At 63.5% G+C, this 25283-nt stretch carries 17 protein-coding genes; 12 read left to right on the forward strand and 5 right to left on the reverse strand.

Going from position 1 to position 25283, the window contains the following annotated elements; all coding sequences use genetic code 11:
* Positions 1–62: 62 nt before the first annotated feature.
* Positions 63–1214, reverse strand: coding sequence for a serine hydrolase domain-containing protein (locus IPV69_RS24885; RefSeq protein WP_206292432.1), 1152 nt, complete (start codon positions 1212–1214; stop codon positions 63–65).
* 279 nt (positions 1215–1493) lie between these two features.
* Between IPV69_RS24885 and IPV69_RS24890 the strand changes: the two genes are divergently transcribed.
* From IPV69_RS24890 to IPV69_RS24905, 4 genes are all read left to right on the forward strand, one after another.
* On the forward strand, positions 1494–2819 hold the full coding sequence (locus IPV69_RS24890; RefSeq protein WP_206292433.1) for a hypothetical protein: 1326 nt from the start codon (positions 1494–1496) through the stop codon (positions 2817–2819).
* Positions 2820–2840: 21 nt separating this feature from the next.
* Positions 2841–3890, forward strand: coding sequence for a nucleoside hydrolase (locus tag IPV69_RS24895; protein WP_206292434.1), 1050 nt, complete (start codon positions 2841–2843; stop codon positions 3888–3890).
* A gap of 168 nt (positions 3891–4058) precedes the next feature.
* Complete coding sequence (sppA, locus tag IPV69_RS24900) at positions 4059–6032, forward strand: signal peptide peptidase SppA (protein WP_206292435.1); 1974 nt, start codon at positions 4059–4061, stop codon at positions 6030–6032.
* A gap of 262 nt (positions 6033–6294) precedes the next feature.
* On the forward strand, positions 6295–6834 hold the full coding sequence (locus IPV69_RS24905) for a hypothetical protein (RefSeq protein WP_206292436.1): 540 nt from the start codon (positions 6295–6297) through the stop codon (positions 6832–6834).
* A 175-nt stretch (positions 6835–7009) separates the two neighbouring features.
* Here the strand turns inward: IPV69_RS24905 and IPV69_RS24910 are convergent, their stop codons facing one another.
* Together IPV69_RS24910 and IPV69_RS24915 are read right to left on the reverse strand one after the other, a co-directional pair.
* Positions 7010–7537 carry a carboxymuconolactone decarboxylase family protein gene (locus tag IPV69_RS24910; protein WP_206292437.1) on the reverse strand — a complete coding sequence of 176 codons (528 nt, stop codon included), beginning with the start codon at positions 7535–7537 and terminating at the stop codon, positions 7010–7012.
* 204 nt (positions 7538–7741) lie between these two features.
* Positions 7742–8281: a peroxiredoxin gene (locus IPV69_RS24915; RefSeq protein ID WP_206292438.1), complete on the reverse strand. Its 540-nt coding sequence runs from the start codon at positions 8279–8281 to the stop codon at positions 7742–7744.
* 370 nt (positions 8282–8651) lie between these two features.
* Here IPV69_RS24915 and IPV69_RS24920 point away from each other — a divergent pair, with 370 nt between their 5' ends.
* From IPV69_RS24920 to IPV69_RS24945, 6 genes are all read left to right on the forward strand, one after another.
* On the forward strand, positions 8652–10034 hold the full coding sequence (locus IPV69_RS24920; protein ID WP_206292439.1) for a flavin monoamine oxidase family protein: 1383 nt from the start codon (positions 8652–8654) through the stop codon (positions 10032–10034).
* 60 nt (positions 10035–10094) lie between these two features.
* Positions 10095–10928: a hypothetical protein gene (locus IPV69_RS24925; RefSeq protein WP_206292440.1), complete on the forward strand. Its 834-nt coding sequence runs from the start codon at positions 10095–10097 to the stop codon at positions 10926–10928.
* A gap of 111 nt (positions 10929–11039) precedes the next feature.
* Positions 11040–12179 (forward strand): heparan-alpha-glucosaminide N-acetyltransferase domain-containing protein, encoded by a 1140-nt coding sequence (locus IPV69_RS24930; protein WP_206292441.1) that lies wholly within the window; start codon positions 11040–11042, stop codon positions 12177–12179.
* Positions 12180–12271: 92 nt separating this feature from the next.
* Positions 12272–12802 carry a hypothetical protein gene (locus IPV69_RS24935; RefSeq protein WP_206292442.1) on the forward strand — a complete coding sequence of 177 codons (531 nt, stop codon included), beginning with the start codon at positions 12272–12274 and terminating at the stop codon, positions 12800–12802.
* Between the two features lie 164 nt (positions 12803–12966).
* Positions 12967–15546 carry an alpha-glucan family phosphorylase gene (glgP, locus tag IPV69_RS24940; RefSeq protein WP_206292443.1) on the forward strand — a complete coding sequence of 860 codons (2580 nt, stop codon included), beginning with the start codon at positions 12967–12969 and terminating at the stop codon, positions 15544–15546.
* A 129-nt stretch (positions 15547–15675) separates the two neighbouring features.
* The gene (locus IPV69_RS24945) at positions 15676–16401 is read left to right on the forward strand and encodes a hypothetical protein (RefSeq protein WP_206292444.1); all 726 of its coding nucleotides are present in this window, start codon (positions 15676–15678) and stop codon (positions 16399–16401) included.
* 62 nt (positions 16402–16463) lie between these two features.
* On the opposite strand, the gene IPV69_RS24950 is transcribed toward IPV69_RS24945, so the two are convergent.
* Together IPV69_RS24950 and IPV69_RS24955 are read right to left on the reverse strand one after the other, a co-directional pair.
* Positions 16464–17516 (reverse strand): ComEC/Rec2 family competence protein, encoded by a 1053-nt coding sequence (locus IPV69_RS24950; protein ID WP_206292445.1) that lies wholly within the window; start codon positions 17514–17516, stop codon positions 16464–16466.
* Between the two features lie 131 nt (positions 17517–17647).
* A complete protein-coding gene (locus tag IPV69_RS24955; protein WP_206292446.1) occupies positions 17648–22600 on the reverse strand; it encodes an Ig-like domain-containing protein in 4953 nt (1650 codons plus the stop codon).
* A 566-nt stretch (positions 22601–23166) separates the two neighbouring features.
* Between IPV69_RS24955 and moaA the strand changes: the two genes are divergently transcribed.
* Positions 23167–24210, forward strand: coding sequence for a GTP 3',8-cyclase MoaA (gene moaA / locus IPV69_RS24960; protein ID WP_206292447.1), 1044 nt, complete (start codon positions 23167–23169; stop codon positions 24208–24210).
* Positions 24211–24432: 222 nt separating this feature from the next.
* Positions 24433–25266, forward strand: a complete 834-nt coding sequence (locus IPV69_RS24965; protein ID WP_206295669.1) for a TerC family protein — start codon at positions 24433–24435, stop codon at positions 25264–25266.
* Positions 25267–25283 lie beyond the last annotated feature (17 nt).

Consider the following 25283-nt stretch of genomic DNA (forward strand, 5'->3'; position numbering starts at 1 on the left):
TCGAGAAACGCGGCGTCGTTTTGCCACCGAATCCCCTTCGTTGCCTTCCGACGTCTCGCACTTTACTTTGCCGGTTGCGTCGCCGGCGTGCCGGGCAGCCTCAGCACGTTGTCCTTGTGCCCTTCGCGCACGGCAAGCTTCGCGATCAGGTCCTTCAGCTTGGCCTGCTCCTCGGGGTTCTCCGGCAACGGCTCCTTACCGAACGCCGGCAGCAGCTTGTCCCAGACGACGTTCAGCTCGGCCTGCATATCCTTGGTGTCGGCGGTGATCGCGACGACCGCATCCTGCTCGGGCATTACGACGCAGAACTGACCGAACGCGCCGTCGCCGCGGAAAGCGCCGTGGCGGCAGCGCCAGAACTGGAAGCCGTAGCCCTGGTCCCAGTCGCGGGTGGGGTCACTGCCGTTGGACGTTTGCCGCGCGGTCGCCATCTCGACCCATTTCTCGGGAACAAGCTGCTTGCCCTCCCACTTGCCCTTCTGCAGGTAAAGCTGGCCGAACTTGGCGACGTCTTCGGTGCGGATCATCAGGCCCCATCCGCCGGTGCTCACGCCCTGCGGGCTCGACAGCCAAGTGGGGTTCGCGATGCCAAGGGGTTCAAAAAGGCGAGGCTTGAGGTATTCCAGCACGGTCTGGCCAGTCACCTTTTGCACAATCGCGCTGCACATATACGTGCCCGGCGAGTTGTAGAGAAAGTGCGTACCCGGTTTGAACTCGACAGGGTGGTTCAGAAAGGTCTTCACCCAAGGCTCGTCGGCGGTGAACTTCGGCTCGGTCTGATGGCCGGTGGACATCATCAACAGGTCGCGCACGCGCATCGACTGCAGGTTCTTTGACGGCTTGGCCGGGGCGTCGTCCGGGAAGAACTTCAGCACCGGATCGTCGATGCTGAGCTTGCCCTCGGCGACCGCAAGGCCGACCGCTGTCGAAGTAAAGCTCTTGCTGAGCGAGTGCATGACGTGCGGCGTTTCGGCGGTCTGCGGCTTCCACCAGGCCTCGGCGATTACCTTGCCGTGACGGACGAGCACGAAGCCGTGCATGGTATCGACGCCCGCATCGGCCGCTTCGATGTATGCGCGGATGGCCGCCGACGAAACGCCCTGCGATTCGGGCGTCGCCCGCGGCAACGGCCCGGCGGCAAACGCCGAGGCGGCGCACGCGAAGACAACAAGAAACAGTGCAGACCGATGAGCGAGACGGTTGAGCGGGTTCATGATGGTTGTGAGATTACCCGAAGGGACTGCGAATGTTGGAGAGTTTTCATGACGACACCGTCAGTGACTCGGGCTTCCAGCCCATGCTGGCGACCTTGAAGTCGAAGGACGGTCGTAGGCGAAACCATCCACTCCCGCACAACGCGCACGGGCTGGAAGCCCGTGTCACTGACTGAGCCGCTGAAGTGCGAGCGTCCGTGTTCAGATCTGATGTGAACCGCGACCACTTGCCGCGTCGTCCAGAGGTAGGCCGCATCCATTGCAACCAGCGGAGGCGTTATGCGCAGAGCACGAACCATCGGGCGGACATCGGTGGAAACCTTGGAACGCCGGGCGCTTTTTGCGGCGACTCCGGGGGGCGGAGGCGGCCTCGATCCCTCGTTTGGCAACGGCGGGCAGCTGGTCGTCAATGTCGCCACGCAAAGCGATGCTGCGATTGACCAGGTTGCGCTGGACGATGGCTCTTCCTTGCTGCTGGGGCAGCACTTCCCTTCGCCGCAGTCGTCGGTGTTCAGCACGGTCAGCCGTGTCACGTCGGCAGGGGCGCTCGATCCCGCTTTTGGAGTGGGCGGCGTCGCCGAGCTGTCACAGCCCGGTGGGATGTCGATGGTCGTGACCCCCGCGGGACAAATCGTCGTCGCTGGCGCGACGCTCGGCGCGGGCACGCCGTCGGCCGACGGCCCTGAAGATTTACTGCTGCAACGACTGAACGCCGACGGCTCGGTGGACACCACGTTCGGCACCGGCGGCATAACAACCACCGACACGGCCCATCGGCAGGACGCCGCCGTCAAACTACTGCAACAGGCCGACGGCAAGCTGGTCGTCGTCGGGTACGAACAGAAAGCGTTCCTGTCGCGGGTGCAGCAGTCGCCGCACATCATCGTCACCCGTTACGACGCTGACGGGCATCTTGACGGCACGTTCGGCACGAACGGCGTCGTCGTCACCGACCTGCCCAGGTTCGACATCGAGCGGGCGGCATCCGCCGCGCTCCAGGCCGACGGCAAGATCGTCGTGGTCGGCACCGCCGCCGAGCGCGAGGCCGGGTTCAACGTCGAAGCCTCGCCGGCGCGCATCCTTGTCCTGCGATACAACGCCAACGGCACGCTCGACAACACCTTCAGCAAGGACGGCGTGGCGGTCAGCCGCCGGCGGGGGGCGGCCAGCGATGTGCGGGTCGAAGCCAATCGTATTCTCGTCAGCGCCAGCCGAACCGTGGCCGGCGGGCGGGTGGCATCGGTGCTGGCGTTCAAGCTCAACGGCGCGGTCAGCGCCGGATTCGGTGCCAACGGCGTCGCGACAGCGGACTATCGGAAACTGCTCGGCACCGCAGCCCGCAACGACACCGCCGACCGTCTGGCGATCGACAGCACCGGAAAGATCGTCCTCGCCGGGCGCGCCGGCACCGACGCAATCGGCGTCGCCCGCCTCACTGCCAAAGGCCGGGCCGACCCGTCGTTCGGGACCAGGGGAAAGTCGGTCACGGTGTTCACGGCCGTTAACAACGTAACGATGGCCGTCCAGATCGACGACAAAATCCTGACTGCGTCAGGGGGCACCGACATTACAATCGCCCGACTACTGGCCGTGGCCGGTGACTGACCCGATCGCCTGGAGACGACGATGACCCGTGGCCCGGTCCGGATGCTGATTCTCATCGTCTGCTGTGTGCCCGCCATCAGCACGGCCGGTGCCGCGCCGGCCACACGGCCCGCCGCACCGGCGAAGATCCTCTTCGACACCGACATGGACAGCGACTGCGATGACGTGGGCGCGCTCGCGATGCTGCACGCGCTGGCCGACCTGGGTGAGGCAGAGATTCTCGCGACGGTGGTCTCGGCGAAAAACCCCTGGTCGGCGCCGTGCGTCGACGCCATCAACACTTGGTACGGCCGGCCGGATCTGCCCATCGGCAGGCCGAAGCAGCCGAACGCGGTCAACTCTTCGTCCAAGTACGCCCGGCAGATTGCGGAGGAGTACCAGCACGATCTGAAGTCGGGCGCCGACGCCCCGGACGCTGTGCGCGTTTATGTCGATGTGCTTTCGAAACAGCCGGAGCGGAGCGTCGTCATCCTGACCGTGGGCGATCTAACCAACATTGCGGCGCTGCTCAGTCTGCCGGCCGATGGCGATCGGCCGAGCGGGATCGACCTCGTGAAGTCCAAGGTCAAAGTCTGGGTCTGCATGGGCGGCAACTTCATCGGTCGGCCGGCGAAGGACGACATGAAGCTGGGGAACAACAACTTCTCGCTCGACGCGGCGTCGTCGCTGTACGCCATCACGCACTGGCCGGTGGAGCTGACGTTTGTCGGTCGGGAGATCGGCTCGGTCCCGAGCGGGCTGAAAGCCGGCGCAAAACTCGCCGCCTTGCCGAAAGATCACCCCGTACGACGGGGGTATGAACTGTACTTCGGCGGGGCTCCGAAAGACCGTCACATTGCCGACCAAACCGCCGTGCTGTACGCGGTGCGCGGCCTGCGCGACTACTGGGACATCGAAGCCAACGGCACCATGGACCTTCAGCCGGATATGACATTCACGTGGCAGCCAGGCGGCGGGAAGCAAAGCTACCTTCTGAAACGGAAGCCCGACGGGAAGCCCAACGACCGGGCGATCGAGCAGGCGGTCGAGCAGTTGATGATGCATCCGCGACGAGGGCCAGTGCCGCAGTGATGGCGTGGTGCGGGGGCTGGAAGGGCCGCCGCCCGAGCGGCAACCGCTTTCAAAACAAACTTTCCGATGACTCCGGGCCGATGAGACGGTATCGTTAGCCCGTTTGGCCGGCTGTTCGACCAAATCTGCTTGCCTCCTGGAATCGACCACCGTAGTGGGAGTTCGTCTATGCTGAAACGTCACGCGACCGGGTCGTTGTTCCTGGTCCCTTCGTGCCTGCTGCTGGTATTGGGACTGGTTGCGACCGCACTGGCCGAGCCGGCTACGAAGCCGGTCGGGAAGAAGATGCCGACGCCGGAAAAGCCCACGCCGGATAAGTCGGACCCGACCAAGCCCGCGACGCAGCCCGACAACAGCAAGAGCGACTTCCCCTCGCCGGCCGAGCTGATGAAACAGCTCAAGGCCGATCGCGAGAAGAAGTCGAAGATGGCGCAGGTCGCGTTTTTCGACCTGTCCGAGCCCATGGGCGAAACCGAGGCCTCATTCAGCCTCTTCGGCGACTACCGCCTGAACCTCCGCACCTTCCTAGAACGGCTCGAAAAGATCCGTACCGATGCGCAGGTCAAAGGCGTGCTGATCTTCCTCGGCGACCCCGGCATCAGCCTGTCGCAGGCCCAGGAAATCCGCGACGCACTGGCCGCGATCGTCAAGGCCGGCAAGCCGGTCTTCATTCACGCCGACGGCTACGATACGACGCTTTACACCATGGCGACCGGCGCCAGCGACATCTGCCTGCTTGAAGGCGGCGAGCTCATGCTCCCGGGCATCGGTATCGAATCGATGTTCCTCCGCGGCCTGTTCGACAAGGTCGGCGTCAAGGCCGACTACGTGCAGATCGGCGAATACAAAGGCGCAGACGAGCAGTACACCCGCACGCAGGCTTCGGAAGAACTTCGCGGCGAGATGAAGGCGCTCGTCGAAGGCCTCTACAACGAAGTCGTCAACGGCATCGTCAAGTTCCGCAAGGTCGATGCCGACGTGGTCAAGACCACCATCGACGACTCAATGGCATCCGGCAAAACCGCCAAGGCGCGCAAGCTGGTGGACCACCTGATCGACCAGGACGGCGTTCGGGCCCTGCTGGAAAAGAAGCTCGGCAACGAAGTGCTGCTCAACCCCGCCTACGGCATGGAGCAGCGCGCACCCGTTGATTTCAGCAACCCGTTCGGGCTGCTGGCGTCGCTGATGAAGAAGTCCGAAGACGACAAGCCGACCGAGAAGGACTCCGTCGCGATCATCTACGCCGAGGGCGTGATCGTCGATGGCGAAGCCGATGACGGCATCCTCAGCCAGGGGGGAAACATCGGGTCCACCAACATGCGGCAGGCGTTCCGGGCGGCGCTGAGGGACGACAACATCAAGGCGGTGGTCATTCGCATCGATTCGCCCGGCGGCAGCGCGCTGGCGAGCGAAGTGATGTGGCAGGCCGCGCGCCGGCTGGCAGAGAAAAAGCCGGTCGTGATCTCCATCGGCGGAATGGCGGCCAGCGGCGGGTACTACCTGGCATCGGCCGGCGACACCATCTACGCCGACCCCACCGCGATCGTCGGTTCGATCGGCGTGGTCGGCGGCAAGTTCGTGATGGCCGACCTCTTCGAGAAGCTGGGCGTCAAGTCCGAGACCTTCGCCAAGGGCCGCAACGCCGACCTGTTCAGCATGAATCAGCCGTTCACCGATCGTCAGCGCGTGATGGTGACCACCTGGATGAAGTCGACCTACGACCAGTTCACCGACCGTATCCTGACGACGCGCAAGGGCAAGATTGCGGATATCGACCGCGTGGCCCGTGGCCGTATCTTCGTCGCCAGCCGGGCCAAGGAATTGGGCATGGTCGACGAGATCGGCGGTCTGCGCGATGCGATCGCCGCGGCGGCAACCAAGGGCGGTCTCAAGGCCGGCGCTTACGACGTACGGCAGGTTCCCAGCCCCAAGACCCTCGGCGACTACCTCAGCGGCAACGGTTCCAACGGCCCGCAGGCGGCGATCAACATCAAGCCGAAAATCGAGATCAAGATCGACAGCTTTTTGGGCGCGCTCAACCCCTCGCTCCGCAGGCAGGCACTTCAGCAGATCCAGATGATGCATCTGCTGCAGGATCGACCGGTCATCCTGATCAGCCCGTACACGATCACGGTGAAGTGAGCGACGTGTCGAAATCGACAAGATGAAGCCGCACGCCATGACCGGAGCCTCGGGTCGCGACAAGATGATTGTCGGTCGACCCGGGGCTCCGAGTCATTTCATGCGATCGGTTACTCGTGCAGTTCCCTCAGGTTATCGTGGTTGCACGTCACTGGATTCGCCGGGTTAGGTGAATGCCGTGAACTCGACGCGGAAATCGTCCAAACCTTTGCCGCCGGCGCTGGTCAATCTTCAAGCAGACGTTTGAAAGGACTGCACCCACATGACCGACGCATTCATCCAAACCCTTGAAGACCGCAAGTTTTTTGCAGCCCACGTTTCGCTGACGCCGTCTGAAGTCGTCAACCCTCACCTGACCGCGACGACGCTTCCCAACAAGGCCGAATTGAAGGCCGCCCAGAAAGCCGCCAAGGCGCAGAAGCCGGCGAAGGTCGCCGATGCGCCGCTGGTTCGATCAACCGATCTCGTCGGCGAATGGGAAGGCCACATCAAGGTGAAGTACTTCCTTTTCAGCAAGAAGTACGACTTTGACATGAGCATCTTCCACCAGACCGACAACAGCATCTCCGGCCGGATCGAGATCGACGGGCACGATTTCGAGGGGACGTTTTACGGAAAGATCAACGAGAAGAATGGCCGGTTCCGCTACAAGCTCGATGACGACGGCGAAGAGGTGACGATCAAGGGCCAGCTAGGCAAAAAGGGCCTCATCATCGGCGGCGGCAGCGTCAAAGCCGAAGACTGGGGCTGGGATTGGGGCTGGGATATCAAGGGCAGCTTCGAGGTAGACAGGATCGCGTAAGCCGAACGTGTGGCCGCGATGAGCATCGAAGACGGCGGGTCCACGAATAGACACGAATGCTCACGAATGAAGAAGGGCAGGGGCCGCGCGGTTTGTCCGCCAGTCCTCATCCTTCTCTATTCGTGAGCATTCGTGTTCATTCGTGGACCACTCTTGCGCGTGCGCCCGTGCAACATTACAAGCCCGCCGTCAGCACTTGCGCCGCCGCGTGGAACACCGCGGCGATGCGGATCGCGTCGTTCACCTGGTCTTCGGTGACGTTGTGCCCCATCAGGGCCTTCTCGTGCGACTGCACGCACATCTCGCAACCATGAATCGCGCTGACGGCAAGTGAATAGAGCTCGAAATCGACCTTCGTCGATGTCGGCTGCATGATCCGGTTCATGCGCAGGCGCGGCGGCTTCTGGCCGTAGCTGGGCTTGTCGACCATGTGCCGAAAGCGGTAGTAGATGTTGTTCATCGCCATCAGCACCGCTGATGCGGCGGCGTCTTCCAGCACCCTGGGCTCGACATGGTTCCGCGCGTCGGCGAGGGTTGCTTCCTTCAGTTGCGGGCTGTTGCACGCTATCGCGCTCGCCACCGCCACGCCCCAGCGCTGATCGACCGACAACGACGAATCGGATAGCACGCTCGACAGGTTGAGCTTGATGTCCTTGGCGTATTCCGGGAACGACTGGCGGAGCGCCTCGAGTGCTTCGAGCATGACAACCTCACAGGAATGACGAATGATGAAAATCGAATGGCGAATGAAGTTCGAATGACGAACGAACAAATGACGAAATGCGGCAGGACAATGAGTGCGGCGAACTGACGAACAAGGCAGCCATCCGGTCGCGCCTTCGTCATTCACTCGTCATTCACTTGTCATCCGCATTCCGTCATTCGTCATTGAGCCGCACCGCGACCTCTACGCTACCTTCAGGGTCGCGTCCCCGTCTTTCCAGTTGCAGGGGCAGAGTTCATCGGTCTGGAGTGCATCGAGCACGCGGATGACTTCGTCCACGTTGCGACCGACCTTCAGGTCGTTGACGCTCGCCCAGCGGATGACACCCTGGGGATCGACGATGTAGGTCGCGCGAAGGGCGACGCCTTCCTCGGGGTGAAGAATGCCGCAGGCGGTGGTCAGCTCGCGCTTGGTGTCGGCGACCATCGGGATCGGCAGGCCGCGGAGGTCGTTGTGATCTTTCCGCCAGGCCAGGTGAACAAACTGGGTGTCGGTGCTGACGCCAAGAACCTGGGTATCGCGGTCGGTGAACTCGCCGTTCTTCCTGCCGAACTCGGCGATCTCGGTCGGGCAGACGAAGGTGAAGTCCATCGGCCAGAAGAAGACGACGAGCCACTTGCCCGGGAAACTGTCGCTGGACAGCTCGGCAAACTCCTTGCCTTTTTCAATGCTGACCACGGACTGGAGCTTGAACTGAGGGAACTGATCGCGAACACCAAGCATGACGAGACTCCATTGATCGTAAATAACCCGGGCGGAGACCGGCACGGGCAACTCATTGCACGTGTATCAGTCAGGACTCACGTCCACCGGTCCGCACGCCTCTTTTTCATCCGCCGGAAAGCCAGGTCGTCCGCAGGACGCGAACGAGCACCACTTTGGAAGTGGCAGAAAGTATCCCACCGAGGTCAGCAGTTCAAACGGGTGCGGCTGAATGGCTTCAATAGGCATTCCCTATTGAAAGCCCTGTGGTTCGGGGCGCAACGGAGGGTAGGTGTCGGCACGGCTCCAGGTGCCTTCCTGTGTAACAATCTGCCTTGTCTGCGTTTAAGGGGTGTGGCGGCGTGCGCCATTGGCGAGGAAACCGAAGCGAATGCGAACCCGGACGGTCGGAATCATCGGTGGCGGGCCCGGCGGGCTGATGACCGCCTACGCGCTTCAAAAAGCCGCGAACTGTCCCGTTCGCATCACCCTGTTCGAAGCGAGCGATCGCGTGGGGGGCAAGATTCTGACCCCCCAGTTCGCGCGTGCCTCGGTTCACTACGAAGCCGGTGCCGCCGAGTTTTATGACTATTCACTGTTCGACGACGACCCGCTGAAGGAGCTGATCGCAGAGATGGGGCTGAGCATTCGGGCGATGGGCGGGCCGGCGACGATCCTGAATGGGCAGATCGTGTCCAACCTGGACGATGTCCGGTCGCACCTGGGACCGCGGGCCGCGTCGGCGTTGTCGGCGTTTGATCGGCTCGCCAAAGATCGCATGACGCCTCAGGAGTTTTACCATTCCGATCACCCGGACGGCTCGGCATCGGAAGCCATCGAAGCGCGGTTCGACACCATGCTCGCCGCCGTCGCCGAGCCGGAGGCCCGCCGGTACATCGAGCAGTTGATTCACAGCGACCTGGCGACCGAACCGTGCCTGACAAGCACGTCCTACGGACTGCAGAACTACCTGATGAATGACCCGGCGTACATGCGGATCTACGGCATCGAAGGGGGCAACGAACAACTGCCCCGCGCGCTGGCGTCGCGGATCGACGCCACGTTCTGCCTTGGGCACAAGGTCGTCGGCGTCGCCGGCACCGACGACGGCAGATTGCGTGTCGAGAGCGATCACAACGGGCTTCGCCGACGGGACGAATTCGACTTCGTCGTGGTGGCGCTTCCCCATGGTCACCTGCGATCGATCGAGTTCCGCGGCGATCGGCTGGCGGCGGCGATGCAGAAGCACCACGCCTACTACGACCATCCCGCCCACTACCTGCGCATCACCGCACTGTTCGAACGGCCCTTCTGGCGCGAGTGCTTCACCGATTCGTACTGGATGCTCGATCGGTTTGGCGGCTGCTGCCTGTATGACGAGTCTTCCCGTGAGCCGGCGGGAACCCACGGCGTGCTTGGATGGCTCCTGGGCGGGACCGCCGCCGAGCAGATGAGCCGACAGACAGACGAACAACTGATCGCCGAGGCGATCGATTCGCTGCCCTCGTTTCTCGCTCACGGCCGGGACTACTTCATTGAGGCGCGGGTGCATCGCTGGGTCGGCGCAGTCAACGCGATGCCCGGCGGCGCCGCCGCCCGCAGCCTCGACCGCCGGCACCAGCCCGAGCCGACCGACCACCCGAACCTGTTCGTCGTCGGCGACTACATGCTCGATTCGACGCTCAACGGCGTGCTGGATTCGGCCCAGTACGTTGCAGCCTGGCTCGCGACAACAATGCTCGAAAACGCCGAAACGCTTCACGCTGAAAGGTAGCCGATGGTCGTTCACGAGACTGCCGAGACCCTGGCAACAGGTTCCCCGCTGAAAGGTTGTTTGCCACACGGATTGCCCGAAAACGCGGAGGTCCTGGATATCGCGTTCCTCGCCGATCGCTCGGCCGAGCAGATCGTCGTGCTCGAGTTCCCGCATGCCATCCGGTGCCGTGCCGTCCGCGTCGCGCCCCCGGCCGACGGATCCGCCGGCGGCGCGTCCCCGAACATCGATCTGTCCGTTCTGGCGATTCCGACGAGCGATCACCAGGACGAAGTTCTGTTGCGGGCGGCGGGCACGTGGGTCGGTCAAGGCGGAGCGGTCGCCGCGGAACAGGTCCAGCTCATGACGCTGCAAGGCGCCCAGATCCTCTGGTGCGGGCCACGCGTCGCCGTCATGGCGCAACCCGAACGCATTCAAACCGTCCGCGCCGCGATGATCGAGGCGTTTTATTACCAGACGGAACTGGCCGACATCGAACGCACCCTCGGCGAAGCCTGGCCACAACTGGAAGGCGACATGCCGCTGGCGTTCGAGTTCAACAATCGGGCGATCAGTCGCCGTAACCAGCTTCTCCAGCGTTTCCAGCAGGTCCTGAAGATCCGCGTACGCTTGGCCAGGCTCGGGCCGCTGGTGCACAGCCCCCACGTGCATCCGGCCACGCTGGCAAGCCAGATCGGCGAGCGGTTCCGGGAACGCACCCGGATGGTTCACCGGCACGAGGCCCTGGGCGAGCAGTTGGAAGTGTTTGAAAAGGTCTACGAATCGTGCGGCCAGCGGGTCAGTGATTTCATGCTCAGCCGGTCGAGCACGACGCTGGAGTGGGTCATCATCGTGCTGCTGGTCGTGCAACTGGTTCTCAACGGGGTCGAGTACCTTGTGGGCCTGAGTCCGTGAACGCCAGCCTCGGCCGTCCCTTCCCCCGCGCCTGATCGACCGCAGCGACCGCAAACCCGCCGTGCGTGCCGCCTCGACAGGCTATTGATTGTTCTGAAATCTGGCTAACTCATGCGCTACGGCTCGATCGACATCCTTCGGACGGTCGCCATCTTCGTGATGGTCTTCGTTCACTTCGGCGAGAATCTTTCCGGGTACACGCTGCCGATTGCGGGGCTGGGCGCGCCGCTGTTCGCGTTCCTTTCCGGCGTCAGCTATGTGCTCTGGGTGAACGGCCAGCACGCCCGCGGCGCAAGCGAACTTAAGATCACCAAGGTCTCCGTGCGGCGCGGACTGTTCGTCTTCGTGACCGGCTTTGTCTTTAACGTGTTCGTCTGGCTTCCCGAGGATACCTTCAACTGGGACGTGTTGACGTTCATCGGTGCGGCGCTGTTGTTGCTCAACCTGCTCCGCAAACTTCCGCTGTCGATCTCAGTTCTCGTTGCCGTGCTGGCACTGGGAATCAGTCCGATCCTTCGCGGTTTGGCGCATTACCCGTCGTACTGGGTGAACGGTTACTACGACGCCGATCTGACCCTGTCCGATGTGCTGATCGGCTTCTTCACGACCGGCTACTTTCCGCTATTCCCGTGGATCGCCTACTCGATCGCCGGGCTGGTGACGGCGACCCTGATGTTCCCGCCCGCCGACAGCGCCTTGGACGCCACGCCGGGCGTGGGACTGTCACCTGCGGGGCCGGCGACATTGCCCGCGACCCCATCGTGGCGGTCGGTCTTGATGGTGGGGTTGGGGATGATCGCGACATCGGCGGTGCTGCTGGCGGTCCGGCCGTTCGTGCCGACGCCGGTCGGCAAGCACCTCCTGGGCGGCTGGACGATGTTCCCGCCGACGATCGAATACGTGCTCGCGACCATGGGAATGGCGTTGTCGCTGTTCGGGGTCGGGCATCGGTGGATCGACGACAATCCACGGATCTTGCGGCACACAGGCCTGCTGAGCATCGCCAAGACCTTCAGCCGATACTCCCTGACGATCTACGTGCTGCACCATGTCGTTCACCTGTGGCCACTCTGGATTTACGGCCTGGCGATGGGACAGGAGCCGACCCATTACTGGAAGATCGCGATGCCGATGTCGATGTCGATGCCGCTGGCGGCTCTGTTTCTGGGGTGCTGCTATGCGTGGTTCCGCTGGGTCGGTTCTGATGAACGGCGGGGGATCGAGTCGATGATGCGATGGGTGTGCGATTAGCCCCCTTGTCCCCTCGGTCGATTTCAGTACGATCGCCTGACCAACCAAGCGCCGTGAATTGAACGCATGATGCCACCCCAGAGGACCTGAGCATGTTCGGCTTCCGCAAAAGCGAAGAGCCGCTGGCGGGTCCGCGCGTCAGCAGCAAGTACTGCACGGACAAGTTCAGCGGGAAATACCCGCACGTGGGCCTGTACGACTGCCGCGACCGTAAGGTATGGGTCTGCAAGCCTTTGGGTGGCCAGGCGATCCGTACGTCGCACGCCCGCCTCATCACCGGTGCCGACAACGCCACCAGCACCGTCTGGAAAGACCGCTTCATCTGCTTCTGGTTCTACACCCCCGACACCGGCGAAGGTTTTATCCACGGCTACCCGATTGACTGGGAAGAAGCTCACCTGCTGGTTCGTATCGACCCCAACTGGGACTACGACCGCCAGAAGTACATCCAGCCCGAACTGACCGACCACGTCGAGGCGAACCTGGAACGGCAGTTCAAGCACGGCGAGCGGATATTCGAGTTCTTCAAGGCGGGAAAGCACCCGTACCCCATCAGCCTGCACTACATTGGCCAGCGCGCGACCGATTCGCTGTTCTACGTGAAGCGTGCGGAAAAGACGTAGGGGCCGCCCTGGCGGACGGGGCGTAAGGGCGATTCAGCGCGTCCCGCCGATTCAGAGTTCCGCGTCCGCCAAGGCGGACCCTACTTTGCGGCTTGATCCGAAAACCGCTTTCGGAAGAATGCGACCGGCGGACGAATACCCGCCGGAAGAAGAAAGAAAGAATCATGGCAGATCCCATTGCAGCATTGGTCCCCAACATTCGCACGTTCCAGGTCTTTCCGGATGTGCCCGATCCGCTCGAGCCGCTGCTGGAGATGGCCAAGAATCTCTGGTGGGTCTGGAACCCCGACGCCGCCGAGCTTTTCCGCCGGCTCGACCACCTGCTCTGGGAAGAGGTCCATCACAATCCAGTGAAACTGCTGGGCGCGATCGAGCAGCAGCGGCTTCTGCACCGATCCACCGACGAGGGCTACCTCGCCCAGATGCGCAGGGTTTACGCCGCGTTCAGGGAACACGTCGAAACCAAGGGATGGTTCGCCGAGGCACACCCCGACAAGGCCAACCTCAAGATCGCCTACTTCTCGGCCGAGTTCGGCATTCACGAATCGCTGCCGATCTACTCCGGCGGCCTGGGCATCCTGGCCGGCGACCACCTCAAATCAGCCAGCGAGCTGGGTATGCCGCTGATCGGCGTCGGCCTGCTCTACCGCAACGGCTATTTCCAGCAGTACCTGTCGGCCGACGGCTGGCAGCAGGAAGCGTATCCCGAGCTCGACTTCTACAACCTCGCGATCGAACAGTGCTTCCTGCCCGACAAGTCGCCCGTCCGCGTCCGCGTCGACCTGCCGGACAACGCCGTCTTCTGCCACGTCTGGAAAGCCAGCGTCGGCCGTATCTCGCTCTACCTGATGGACACCAATCTGCCGGAAAATAGCCCGGCCGATCGCGACATCACCGCCCGTCTTTACGGCTCGGGTAACGAACTCCGCATCAAGCAGGAGATCGTGCTGGGTATCGGCGGCGTCCGCGCGCTGTCGGCGATGGGCATCGCGCCCACCGTCTTCCACATGAACGAAGGACACTCGGCCTTCCTGGCGCTGGAGCGCATCCGCGTCCTGCTCGAAAACAGCGCAATGAGCTTCGATCAGGCCCGCCAGTTCGTGATGGCGACCAACGTCTTCACCACCCACACGCCCGTCCCTGCCGGCATCGACTTCTTCAGCCCCGAAGTCATGCTCAAGTACTTCCGGCCGATGATCCCGCAGCTCAAGCTCGATGACGAAGGCTTCCTGGCTCTCGGCCGCGAAGACGTCGGCAACAAGAAGCAGGGCTTCAGCATGGCGTTGCTGGCGATCCGGCTCGCCGACCACATGAACGGCGTCTCCGAACTGCACGGCGACGTCTCCCGCCGCATGTGGCACAATGTCTGGCCGCAGGTACCGCCGCCGGAAGTGCCGATCAAGCACGTCACCAACGGCATTCACGTGCGGTCGTGGCTCAGCAGCGATATCGCATTCACGCTCGACCGCTACATGCCCGAAGGCTGGCTCAAGCGGCCGGCGGATTTCTCGACCTGGGACAATGTCAGCCAGGTGCCGGACGAGGAAATCTGGCGCGCCCACGAGCGCGGCCGCGAAAAACTCGTCGCCTGGGCCCGGCAGACGCTCAAGGCTCAGCTCGCCAAGCGCGGCGCCAGTTACGAGGATCTGACCGTCGCCGAGCAGGTGCTGGACCCCGAGGCGCTGACGTTCGGCTTCGCCCGCCGATTCGCAACCTATAAGCGCGGCACGCTGCTGTTCCGCGAGCCCGAACGGCTCAAGAAGCTGCTGGAAGACAACAAGCGGCCGATCCAGTTCGTCTTCGCCGGCAAGGCCCACCCGGCCGACCACGAAGGCAAAGAACTCATCAAGGCGATCGTGCATTTCGCCCGCGAATCGGGCGCGCGCCGCCGCATTGTGTTCATCGAGAACTACGACATGAGCGTGGCCCGCTACCTGGTGCAGGGCGTGGACGTCTGGCTCAATACGCCTCGCCGTCCGTACGAAGCCAGCGGCACCAGCGGCATGAAAGCCGCCGCCAACGGCGTGCTCAACTGCTCGATCCTCGACGGCTGGTGGGTCGAAGGCTACTCGGCCGATCTCGGCTGGGCGATCGGCCGGGGCGAAGACTACTCCGACCCCAACTATCAGGACCACGTCGAAAGCCAGGCGCTCTACGACCTGCTGGAGAAGGAAATCATCCCGACGTTCTACAATCGCACGGTGAACAACATCCCGCGCGACTGGATCGGCCGGATGAAGAACTGCATGCGGAAGCTGGCGCCGGTGTTCAATACCAACCGCATGGTCAAGGAGTACGCCGACAAGTTCTACATGCCCGCCGACACCCGCGGCGCGGCGTTGTCGGCCAACGGCATGGCCCGCGCCGCCGGCCTGGCGCAGACGAAAGACCTGCTGCGCGGCAAGTGGCCGGGCATCAGGGTTGTCGGCGTCCACACCAGCGGCAACGGGCACTTCCGCGTCGGCGAGAGCATGCAGGTCGAGGCAATGATCGACATGCCCGGACTGAGCCCCAAGGACGTCCAAGTGCAGCTGTACTGCGGTCGCATCAACGCCCGCGGCGAGATCGAAGACCCGGCCCCTCTGGTGATGCAGCACACCAAGACCGTCGCCAACGACCGCCACGTGTACGTCGGCAAGTTCGACTGCCGCGTCAGCGGCCGCCAGGGATTTGCGGTGCGCATTCTGCCCGGCGAAAGCGACCTGGCGTCGCCGTTCGAGCCGGGGTTGATTCTGTGGAATTAACCGAAGCGGTCATGCGAAAAAAGTAGCGGGTCGCGAAGCATTCAAAGCATTAGCTTGGGCCAATCATTGCCCGCAACTTTACGCCGCCTGGCGCGTCTCTGTGTTGGTCAACCAACCCGGAGCCGCGTCATGAAACGCTTCTGCACTGTTCTCGTCGTCGGCGGGTTCTCCGCCGCTCTTGCCTTCGGTCAAGCCACCAAGCCGTCCGAGCCGGCACCAAAGCCGTCAAAGGCGGATTCGGTCGCTAGGGATCGGTCGAACGTTGATGAGCCCAAACCCGCCGCGGACGCGGTGAAATTGGTCAAGCGTCGGCTGCCCAACGAGCCCGTTCCCGGGTCGGAGAACGGCAAGTGGACGACCTACGACGCCATGCACAAGTTCTTCGTCGAACGCTTCGTCGAGAGTGAGGGCTTCGGATTCAGCCGCATGATCTCACAGCGCGATCTCGCGCGGTCGAACGCGCTGTATGTCGACGGCCAGAGTTATCGCGTCGGCGCGGTTCGTCTCATCAGCCCCGGCGAACCCGACAAGGAAGGCAAGGTCGGTAAGCCATTTGCCTATGAGCCCACCGAGAAGGTCAAGATGCGCGGCAGAGACCCAATGCGCAACGCACTGAAAGAGTCAGACAAAAAAGCGCTCGGCCCTTTCGAGACCGAGGCAATGGCCAAACTGCGGGCGGGGGAGCAGACGGTGATGGGCGCCGAAGGCGGCAAGCCGATGCTGATCGGCGCGATCCGTGCGACCACCGACTGCCTCGAATGCCACAAGGTGAAGGAAGGCACGCTGCTGGGGGCGTTCCGTTATCCGCTGGAGCGGACGGAGAAACCCGCCGCCGAAGCACCGGCCGAGAAATGAACTTCGGAGGTCGCTGCTTTTGCGCTGATCGCCTCCGCCGACCGAAGGAGGGGGCGAGAGCGTCACCGTTTTGCCTGTGGCGATTCCACCTCGATCTCGTACTTCTTCCCGTCCGATGTCGCCCGTAACCACCCGTGAATGCCCGTGGCATACACCTGGCTGCCGACGGCACCGTAAACCTTCCACGCCGGCAGGCCCCTGGCGTAACGCGGGAAGACGCTGCAGAACGTCACTTTCGGCCTGGCCGCCTCGGCGAATTCTTTCGTCGCATGCAGGCCGTGGCCGGGTGCGATCAGGATGTCGCACTTGAGCGCGTCGGCCGGCAGGGACGGGAGCAGCGACCGCACCTGGTCTTCCGCCTGGATGTCGCCGGGCAGCAGAAACGTCACGTCGCCGTGCTTGATGCGGATGCCCAGCGAGTTGGCATTCACCAGGTAATGCGCCGGCGGATCGTTCTTGGCCCGTACTTCGGGGTACGCCTGCGTGAAGAACTCCTTCGGCGGGGCGGTCACTTCAACCGTCAATGCGTCGTCCAGGGCGATCTTGTCACCGGTATGGGCTTCCTGCCAGGCGTTACGCTTCTGGAACGTTTCCCGCAGCTTCTCGTATTGGCCGAGTTCCGACGTATACGCCGGCGGCGACGCGGCGGGGAACTTGTAACCCGAATCAACAATCCGCCGGATGGGGATGTTGTCGACAAGCCAGAGCAGTCCGCCGAAATGATCGAAATGGGCGTGACTGATGAAGATCGTGTCGATCTCCTTGATGCCGGCCTTCTTGAGAAACGGCGCGACAAGGTCGCGCCCGGAGTTCGCGCCGCCCACCCAGCCATCCGGGGCCGCACGGTCGGGATAGGCCGCGCCCGTGTCGTAAAGACAAACCTTGCCCGACGGAAGCTGCATCACGACCAGCAGTCCGGCGCCGCGCTGCACGTCCGGAATGTTGAGACAGGTCACCACCAGGGTACCGGGACGAACCGGAGCCGGCGCAGTGGCAGGCGCGGTCGCCGGGGCGGCGTTGCACGTGAAGGCCGTCAATAGAACGGCGGCGAGCATGATCAGCCCCATGGCGGCAAATCGTCGGCCGAACGCAGCGGGTCGATGGATGGATGCCATATACCCCGGCATTACCAGGGCGACGTGTACGGCGTTTATCCCGATCACGGTCGCGGCCGCATCTCCCCGGCAAAAGAATCGGGGTTGGGTGGCAGGCCACCCAACCCCGAAGCAACGTCAGCCAAATGCGGCTACACGATCTCGATGAAGTTGATCTTCGTGTCACCCGTCGCAGCAGCACCGATGCCGAGCGTCAGGCGACCGTCGGCGACCGTCACCTGTGTCTTGCGGGCGATGAACGTCGCAGGGCCCAGCGGAACCCCGCTGAAGAACGTCGTACCCTCGATGTTGATCGTGCTGGTGCTGCTGCCACCGGCGTCGCCGACGCTGATCGTCACCGTATAGGTGCCGTTGGGAACGTCCAGCTCCCAGGTCGCACCTGCCTTGACGGCGACGTGCGTATCCAGCAACTGGTTCGCGTTCATGTTGCGGTCGAAGACCGAGTCGATGTGCGACGTGCTCCAGCCATAGTTCTGGCCGTTGCCCCGGTCGGCGAAGGTCAGGCCTGAATCCACCAGGTAGCTCGGAACGGTCGTCGCGGCCGACGGCTGGAAGTTGATCAGCACCGGCGGCGAGACCGGCGGCGGCACGGTCGGCGGGGCGACGAAGTTCAGCGTCACCTCGTACGATCCGCCCACCGTTCCGGTGGCACCGGCACCGCTGTAGGCGATCGCCTTGATCACATGCGTACCGAGCGGGGCTGTCCAGGGGAGGAAGTCCAGCCCGAGGTCGCCACCAATCGCATGGGGCAGACTCGTCTCCACTTTCACTTCGACGCCATCGACCAGGAACTGCACTGAACCGACCGTTCCGGTTTCGATCGCGTGCAGGTTGATTCCCGGCGAGCCGACCTGGATCGTCTGATCGGCAACGACGGCACCGATGTTCGCATCCATGTCAGCGTTCACCAGCATCAGCCCCGTAACGCCAAACGTCGGCGTCGGAGGCACAGTCGGCGGAACGGTGGGAGGTACAGTCGGCGGCACCGTCGGCGGAACGGTTGGAGGTACTGTGGGCGGCACCGTCGGTGGAACGGTAGGCGGTACGGTCGGTGGGACCGTGGGCGGCGTCGTCGGGGGAACGACCGGGGGCGGTACCGCGGTTACTTCGATGAAATCGAGCCGCGTCGCGTTCGTCGTCGTCCCGCCGAACGCCAGCGTCAATCGCCCGTCGGCGACGGTGATGGTCGCCGTCTTGTTGCTGAACACATTCTTCGCCAGGCTCTGGTAAACGAACAGATTGGTCGACCCTTCGACCCAAACGTTGTTCTTACTGGCGGCACCGGAGTCGCCGACCCCGATCTTCACCGTGTACTTGCCGTTCGGGACGGCCAATTCCCATTTCGCGCCGGCTTTGACGCCGACATTGGTATCGAGCAGTTGGTTGCTGTTGAGGTTCCGGTCGATCACGTTGCCGGCGTGGGTAACAGTCCAGCCGTACGACTGGCCGTTGCCCCGGCTGCCATACAGGGCACCGGCGTCCACCAGGTAACCCGAAACCGTCGGTGCCGTTGACGGCTGGAAGTTGACCTTCACCGGCGGGGGGACCGACGGCGGAACGGTGGGAGGTACTGTCGGCGGCACCGTGGGCGGCACGGTTGGCGGAACAGTGGGAGGCACGGTGGGTGGCACCGTTGGCGGTACGGTTGGGGGTACCGTTGGCGCGACGAATGTCAGCGTCACGTCGTACGTCGAGGCGACGCTGCCGGTCGCATCCTGTCCCGTGTAGGCGACCACTTCGATCAGGTGCGTGCCGAGCGGGGCATTCCACGCCAGGAAATCCGGCGCGGCGTCGCCACCGATCGCATATGGCGCATTGTTCTCGACCTTTACCTCCTGCCCGTCGATCAGGAACTGCACGGAACCTACGGTCCCGGTGGTGATCGCATGCAGATTGATCCCGGTCGTGGCGACCTCGATCGTTTCGTTGGCGATCACCGCACCGACATTGGCGTCAGTCGTCGCGTTCACCAGCATCAGGCCGGAGATCGTTGCCGGCACTGTCGGGGGCACGGTGGGCGGAACCGTCGGCGGAACGGTGGGGGGCGATGTCACGGTGGAACCGATCCGCACATAGTTGAGCCGCGTCAGGCCCGCCGTGGACTGCCCGCCGACCGACAGCGTCAGCTTGCCGTCGGTCACGTTGACGGTCGCAGTGCGCGCCAGGAAGTTGTTCTTCGCCAGCGGAACGTACGCGAAAAGGTTGTTGGCGCCTTCAATCCAGATGTTGTTAGTCGACGCGATCCCGGCGTCGCCGACGCCGACGGTCACCGTGTACTGGCCGTTGGGAACGGCGTACTCCCACTTGCCGCCGACCTTGAGGCCGACATTGGTGTCGAGCAGCTGGTTGCTGTTGAGGTTCCGGTCCACCACGACGTCGGTGTGACTGGTCGTCACCCAGCCGTAGGTGCTGCCGTTACCGCGACTGCCGTAGAGTGAGCCGCTGTCCACCAGGTAGCCCGAGACGGTCGGCGCGGCGGCCGGCTGGAAGTTGACCTGAGCCGTTGTGACTGTCGGCGGTACCGTCGGAGGGACGGTGGGGGGCACTGTCGGGGGGACAATGGGCGGCGGCACCGCCACGATGTTGAACGTCAGCGCGTATTCCAGCGAATTGCCCACTTCGCCGGTCGCTGCGGCGCCGGTGTATACCGTCACCTTGACGGTGTGCGTGCCGGCCGGTGGCAGCCACGGGTCGATCGCCGCTCCGTTGCCCGTTCCGATGACATACGGCGCAGTTCCCTCGATCCGCTCCTGAACGCCGTCCACTTCGAACTTCACCGACCCGACATCGCCGGCCGTGACGGCGCGCAGGCTGATGTTGGGCAGTCCCACCTGGACGGTGTCGCCGGTGGTGAGCAGCCCGATATCGGCATCGGTGTCGGCGTTGACGAGCATCAGGCCCGTCACCTGCATGATCGGGCGCGTGTAGACGTCCGTCTCGGTGGCGGCCGTGGTCAGGTTGCCGGCGCGATCGGTGCCGGCGCCCTCGGGCAGCGACATCACGTAAGCGCCGTCGCCGACCAGGTACGGCGACAGCCCTTTCAGCAGCAGCTTGGAGCTTGTCGGCGTGAATGGCAGCGACTTGTCGAGCAGCGTGACCGGACCGGTGATCAGGTTCGCGCCGCCGTCCTTGGTGAGCAGCAGATCCGCCGCGTCAATTCCGAAGACCTGTTCAGGCGTTTCGTCGAGCCGTCCGGCGAAGAAGTTGAGCTGGAACTCGTCCAGCAGCGGGGAAGTCAGCCGGGGGCGTTTCCAGATCGAGGCCGCAGGTCGCACGGTATCGACGGTGATCGTCAGAGGTGCCGACAGCACAAAACCACTGCCGTCGTTGACGCGGACGGTCACGATGCGGGCGCCGTCGCGGACCGAGGGTGCCGTCAGCGAATAGGCGCCGGTTGCGTCCACCGTCTGGCCTGCCACGACGACACCATCCACCAGCAGCGACACCTGGGCGTTGGGCGCGACGATGCCGGTGAAGGTCGGTGATGCGTCGTTGGTGACGTTGTCGGTGCTGTCGATCCCCGAATCGCTGGCCACGTCCAGATCGGGTGCGGCAATCGTCGACACGCCGACCGCCGGCGGACGGATCAGCGCGTACATGTTCTTGTTGAGGTCGCGCATCTTGTCGGTCAACGCCTTGTAGGGGTTGGCCGACTGGTCGGGGTAGTCGATCGGGACGATGCCGCGATTGGATTCCGACGGGTCGGAGTGGGTGCCGAAGGTGCTCTTGTTGGTGTCGGCGAAGGTGAGCCACGACGTGCCGACCCCGTGGGCCGACTCGAACATCGAGAGCATGATCGACTGGTAGTAGGCCCCGCGGTCGCCTTGGGTTTGGACGGACAGGCCGTAGCCGTCGTTGTTGGTCAGCCCCGAATCGACACCCTTGGTGTAGAACTCGCTGAGCATGAACGGCATGTCGTAGGTGGCCGCCATCGAACCGATCGCGGCCCCGGGGAGCATGTCGTTGTAGTAGTTCACCGACATGACATCGACGTACGGCTTGGCCGACTGCCACAGGTACGCCTTGCCGACGTCGCCACCCAGCAGCCGAGTGCCCAGGATCATGTGGTTCGGGTCGAACCTGCGGATCGCCTCGCCGGTGACACGGAAGTAGGTGTCCGACACGTAGGAGAGGAAGGCGGTGCGGTCGGCGGCGGTGGGGGTGGTGCGGCCGCGGGCGGCAAGCCAGCTGCTGGCGGCGGCGCGGTTGACGTCGCCGGCAGGCAGGGAGAGGTAATTGTCGAGCGTCGAAGTCTCGAAGGGCAGTTCGTTGTCGGTGTAGTACCCGACCAGGTAGGGGTCGTTCGCCGGGTAAAGACCCGGAAACTTGGAATAGATCTCGGTCGAGAAGTAGTTCTCGCAGAACGTCTTGAACCGCGGGTCAAAGACCGGCAAGGCGCCGTTCGCGTAGTTGTCGTGGCCGATGCCCGGCGACGTCACGCCGAGGAAGTCACCGAACTCGCTCATCAGCGCCAGCGTGATGCTGTAGTTCATCGGCGCGTTGGCGTATTCGAGCTCGGCGGGCGAGCTCCACGACCCTGCGCTGTAGACGCCGATCTCGTTTAGCCAGCCCTTGCTCCAGCGGAACCAGTTTTCGCGGCCAGTGTTGCCCGCGCCGAACTTCTGGGTGAAGACCGTGGAATTGTTGGGCTGGATGGACGGGGTGACATTGGTGACGGAGTTATCGAAGTAGAGATATCCGTCGGGATCGACCATGTACCACTTGCCGTCGATCTTGGCCGTCCGGAAGTAGCCGGTTGCCGCGACCTGGTACGACGTATCGCCGCCATACCGGCTGCGCGGGGTCACACCGAGATCGACGCCGGGCTTGAGTATCTTGGCGGCATAGCCCGCCCAGGGGTTATTGGACCGTCGGCGGGCCTGGATGGTGGTCGATTGGATGGAAGCGGTTAGGGTCGAGCTGGGGGCCGCGCCGACACCCACGCCCGAAAACGCGCCAGCCGTCGGGCCGACAAAAGTGCCGGGCGTGGTCGATCCACCCAGGTAGACGGGAAGGCCGGCGTCGCCGTCGAGGACAACCCGGGGCTCCAGAGACTCAATACCGCGGTACGAAGAATAGCTCATGGCAACGTTCCCGCCGGCTCAGCGGATGCAAACCTGGTCTCAATGCGCTGCGGGTGAGGAACAATCATCAACCACACACACCGAGCCAGTTGGATAATGGATTCGACAGTCCCGTCGCTCGCGGCCGGCGAGCGACACTCACGTAGAGACCCCGTCCGGAGACTTTCCCATCGCAGGCCCGATTTACCAACACAAAAATGGTCGCTTTACCCCGTGAAATGGGGTTATCTGGCCCTTGCCCGAATGATACGAGGCTTCCAGCTTCACTGACGTCTAGTAAACCAGCTTTTTCCGGCTTTCGCCCGAATCACTCGCTTGCCTAACCGCGACCGGCAGACCATCGATTTGTGTATTGTAGCCCGCGAATCATCCGTAGAACCAAAAAGCGTCCCCAGGGGTGGACAATCTTTCAACGTGGCAGCTTCGGTGAGGACCTGTACCCCACATTTACGCTGCGCCAACGCAGTTTGTTTCTTTCCTGCACAGACCAATCATCTCGCCCGACCGATGCGTTCGGCCGAACTCGTGGCACTGTCGCTACAATCCGCCTGACTGACATGACACCGATGATCGACCGATTTTCCCGCCCGATCAGCTATCTGCGGCTGAGCGTCACCGACCGTTGCAACTTTCGGTGCGTCTACTGCATGCCGGCGGAGGGCATCAAGACCATCCCCAAGGCCGACATTCTGACCTTCGAGGAGATCGCCCGCGTTGTTGAGGTCGGTGTGTCGCTGGGGCTGACCAAGCTTCGGCTGACCGGAGGGGAGCCCACCGTTCGGGCAGACCTGCCGGTGCTGGTGCGGATGCTGCGGGAGATCAGGGGCCTGGGGGAGATCTCCATGACCACCAACGCGGCAAGGCTGGCCGAACTGGCTGGGCCGCTGAGGTCGGCGGGTCTGGACCGCGTGAACATCTCGCTCGACACGCTCGACCGCGACCGCGCCGCCGCCATCGCCCGCCGCGACATTCTGCCGGAGGTGATGGCGGGTATCGAAGCCGCCATTGCCGCCGGCCTGACACCCCTCAAGTTCAACGCCGTCGTCATGCGCGGCCACAACGACCAGGACTTATGCGACCTGGCTGCCTTCGCGCATGAACGAGGCGCGCAGATGCGTTTCATCGAATACATGCCGATGGGCGATGCCAGACTCGACATCGATGACAGTTCCACGCGCGCCACGATGACCGCCGCCGAGATGCGCGTCCGACTGGCCGAACGGTTCGACCTGGTGCCCGAGCCGTCGCCGACGGCCGATGGGAAAGCCGTGCCGTCCACCGGCGACGCCACGCCTCCGGCCGATCTGCACGACCCGGCACGTGGCTGGTACTGCCGCCGGACCGGAACACGGGTCGGGTTCATCACCTCCATGAGCGACCACTTCTGCGACACCTGCAACCGCATGCGCCTCACCGCCGAGGGGGCGCTTCGACCCTGCCTGCATCAGGACGCGGAAGTCGACGTGCGGTCGCTTCTACGCACCGGCGGCAGCGACGCCCGAATAGCCGACGCCTACCGCCAGGCGGCAGCACTGAAATGGGAAGGGCACCGCATGACGCAGCTGGTGCCGCTCTACAGCCGGCGGGAGATGGTGGCGATCGGTGGATAGGAACGCCGGCACCGTGCCGAATGGGATCCACAAGGGAAACCATGAAGCCCGCACATCGGTGGTTCCGCTAGTGACTAATTCCCGGTAGCATCCCGCGCCAAACCGTGGCGCCGCGATCAAGGCGGCCGGTTCGGCATCGCTTCACAGGGAGATCCGCACTTGTTTACTGTTCTCACAACGTTCGTCGCGCTGGCCGCCGCTTCAGTCGGCGGGGCCGAAGGCCTGCATACCCTGCTCTCCGGCGAGGCACTGATCGCTTTCCTGACGCTCGCCGCGCTGGAAATCGTCCTTGGCATCGACAACGTCGTCTTCATCTCCATCCTCGTCGGGCGCCTCCCTGTTGATCAGCAACCCAAAGCCCGCAAGCTCGGCCTGGGCCTGGCGATGGGCATGCGCATCCTGCTGCTGCTGGCAATCGGCTGGATCATGGGCCTGAAGTCCGACCTGGTGACCATCCCCGCGTTCTGGACCGGCGTGGAAGGCGATTCCCACGGCGTGTCCGGGCGCGACCTGATCCTGCTCATCGGCGGATTGTTCCTCATCTACAAGAGCACCCACGAGATCCACAACAAGCTCGAAGGCGAGGAACACCACGCCAGCGAAGGTGGCAAGGCCGGCGCGGCTTTCGGCAAGGTGATCATCCAGATCATCCTGATCGACATCGTCTTCTCGCTCGACTCGGTCATCACCGCCGTCGGCATGGTCAAGACCGCGCCCGGCAAGGAATGGGTGGGCATGACGGTGATGATCTCGGCGGTGGTGGTATCGGTCGGCGTGATGCTGTTCGCGTCGGCCGCCATCGCCCGGTTCGTTGACCGCCATCCGACCATCAAGATGCTGGCGCTTTCGTTCCTGCTGCTGATCGGCGTGACGCTGATCGCCGAGGGTCTGCACTTCCACGTGCCCAAGGGCTATGTCTACTTCGCAATGGCGTTCTCGCTGGGCGTGGAACTGCTGAACATGAAGCTCCGCAAGAAGTCGCCGACGCCGGTGAAGCTGCACAGCGCGCTGGTGGCGGACGAAGCGGTGGTGGAGACAAAAGCACCCGCGGTGTAGCCGGCGGGCTTGCCCGC

Source organism: Humisphaera borealis, from assembly GCF_015169395.1.
Taxonomy (GTDB): domain Bacteria; phylum Planctomycetota; class Phycisphaerae; order Tepidisphaerales; family Tepidisphaeraceae; genus Humisphaera; species Humisphaera borealis.

Coding starts and splice junctions, on each gene's coding strand:
- IPV69_RS24885 (WP_206292432.1), bottom strand. CDS start 1,214: ATGAACCCGCTCAACCGTCTCGCTCATCGGTCTGCACTGTTTCTTGTT.
- IPV69_RS24890 (WP_206292433.1), top strand. CDS start 1,494: ATGCGCAGAGCACGAACCATCGGGCGGACATCGGTGGAAACCTTGGAA.
- IPV69_RS24895 (WP_206292434.1), top strand. CDS start 2,841: ATGACCCGTGGCCCGGTCCGGATGCTGATTCTCATCGTCTGCTGTGTG.
- sppA (WP_206292435.1), top strand. CDS start 4,059: ATGCTGAAACGTCACGCGACCGGGTCGTTGTTCCTGGTCCCTTCGTGC.
- IPV69_RS24905 (WP_206292436.1), top strand. CDS start 6,295: ATGACCGACGCATTCATCCAAACCCTTGAAGACCGCAAGTTTTTTGCA.
- IPV69_RS24910 (WP_206292437.1), bottom strand. CDS start 7,537: ATGCTCGAAGCACTCGAGGCGCTCCGCCAGTCGTTCCCGGAATACGCC.
- IPV69_RS24915 (WP_206292438.1), bottom strand. CDS start 8,281: ATGCTTGGTGTTCGCGATCAGTTCCCTCAGTTCAAGCTCCAGTCCGTG.
- IPV69_RS24920 (WP_206292439.1), top strand. CDS start 8,652: ATGCGAACCCGGACGGTCGGAATCATCGGTGGCGGGCCCGGCGGGCTG.
- IPV69_RS24930 (WP_206292441.1), top strand. CDS start 11,040: ATGCGCTACGGCTCGATCGACATCCTTCGGACGGTCGCCATCTTCGTG.
- IPV69_RS24935 (WP_206292442.1), top strand. CDS start 12,272: ATGTTCGGCTTCCGCAAAAGCGAAGAGCCGCTGGCGGGTCCGCGCGTC.
- glgP (WP_206292443.1), top strand. CDS start 12,967: ATGGCAGATCCCATTGCAGCATTGGTCCCCAACATTCGCACGTTCCAG.
- IPV69_RS24945 (WP_206292444.1), top strand. CDS start 15,676: ATGAAACGCTTCTGCACTGTTCTCGTCGTCGGCGGGTTCTCCGCCGCT.
- IPV69_RS24950 (WP_206292445.1), bottom strand. CDS start 17,516: ATGGCATCCATCCATCGACCCGCTGCGTTCGGCCGACGATTTGCCGCC.
- IPV69_RS24955 (WP_206292446.1), bottom strand. CDS start 22,600: ATGAGCTATTCTTCGTACCGCGGTATTGAGTCTCTGGAGCCCCGGGTT.
- moaA (WP_206292447.1), top strand. CDS start 23,167: ATGATCGACCGATTTTCCCGCCCGATCAGCTATCTGCGGCTGAGCGTC.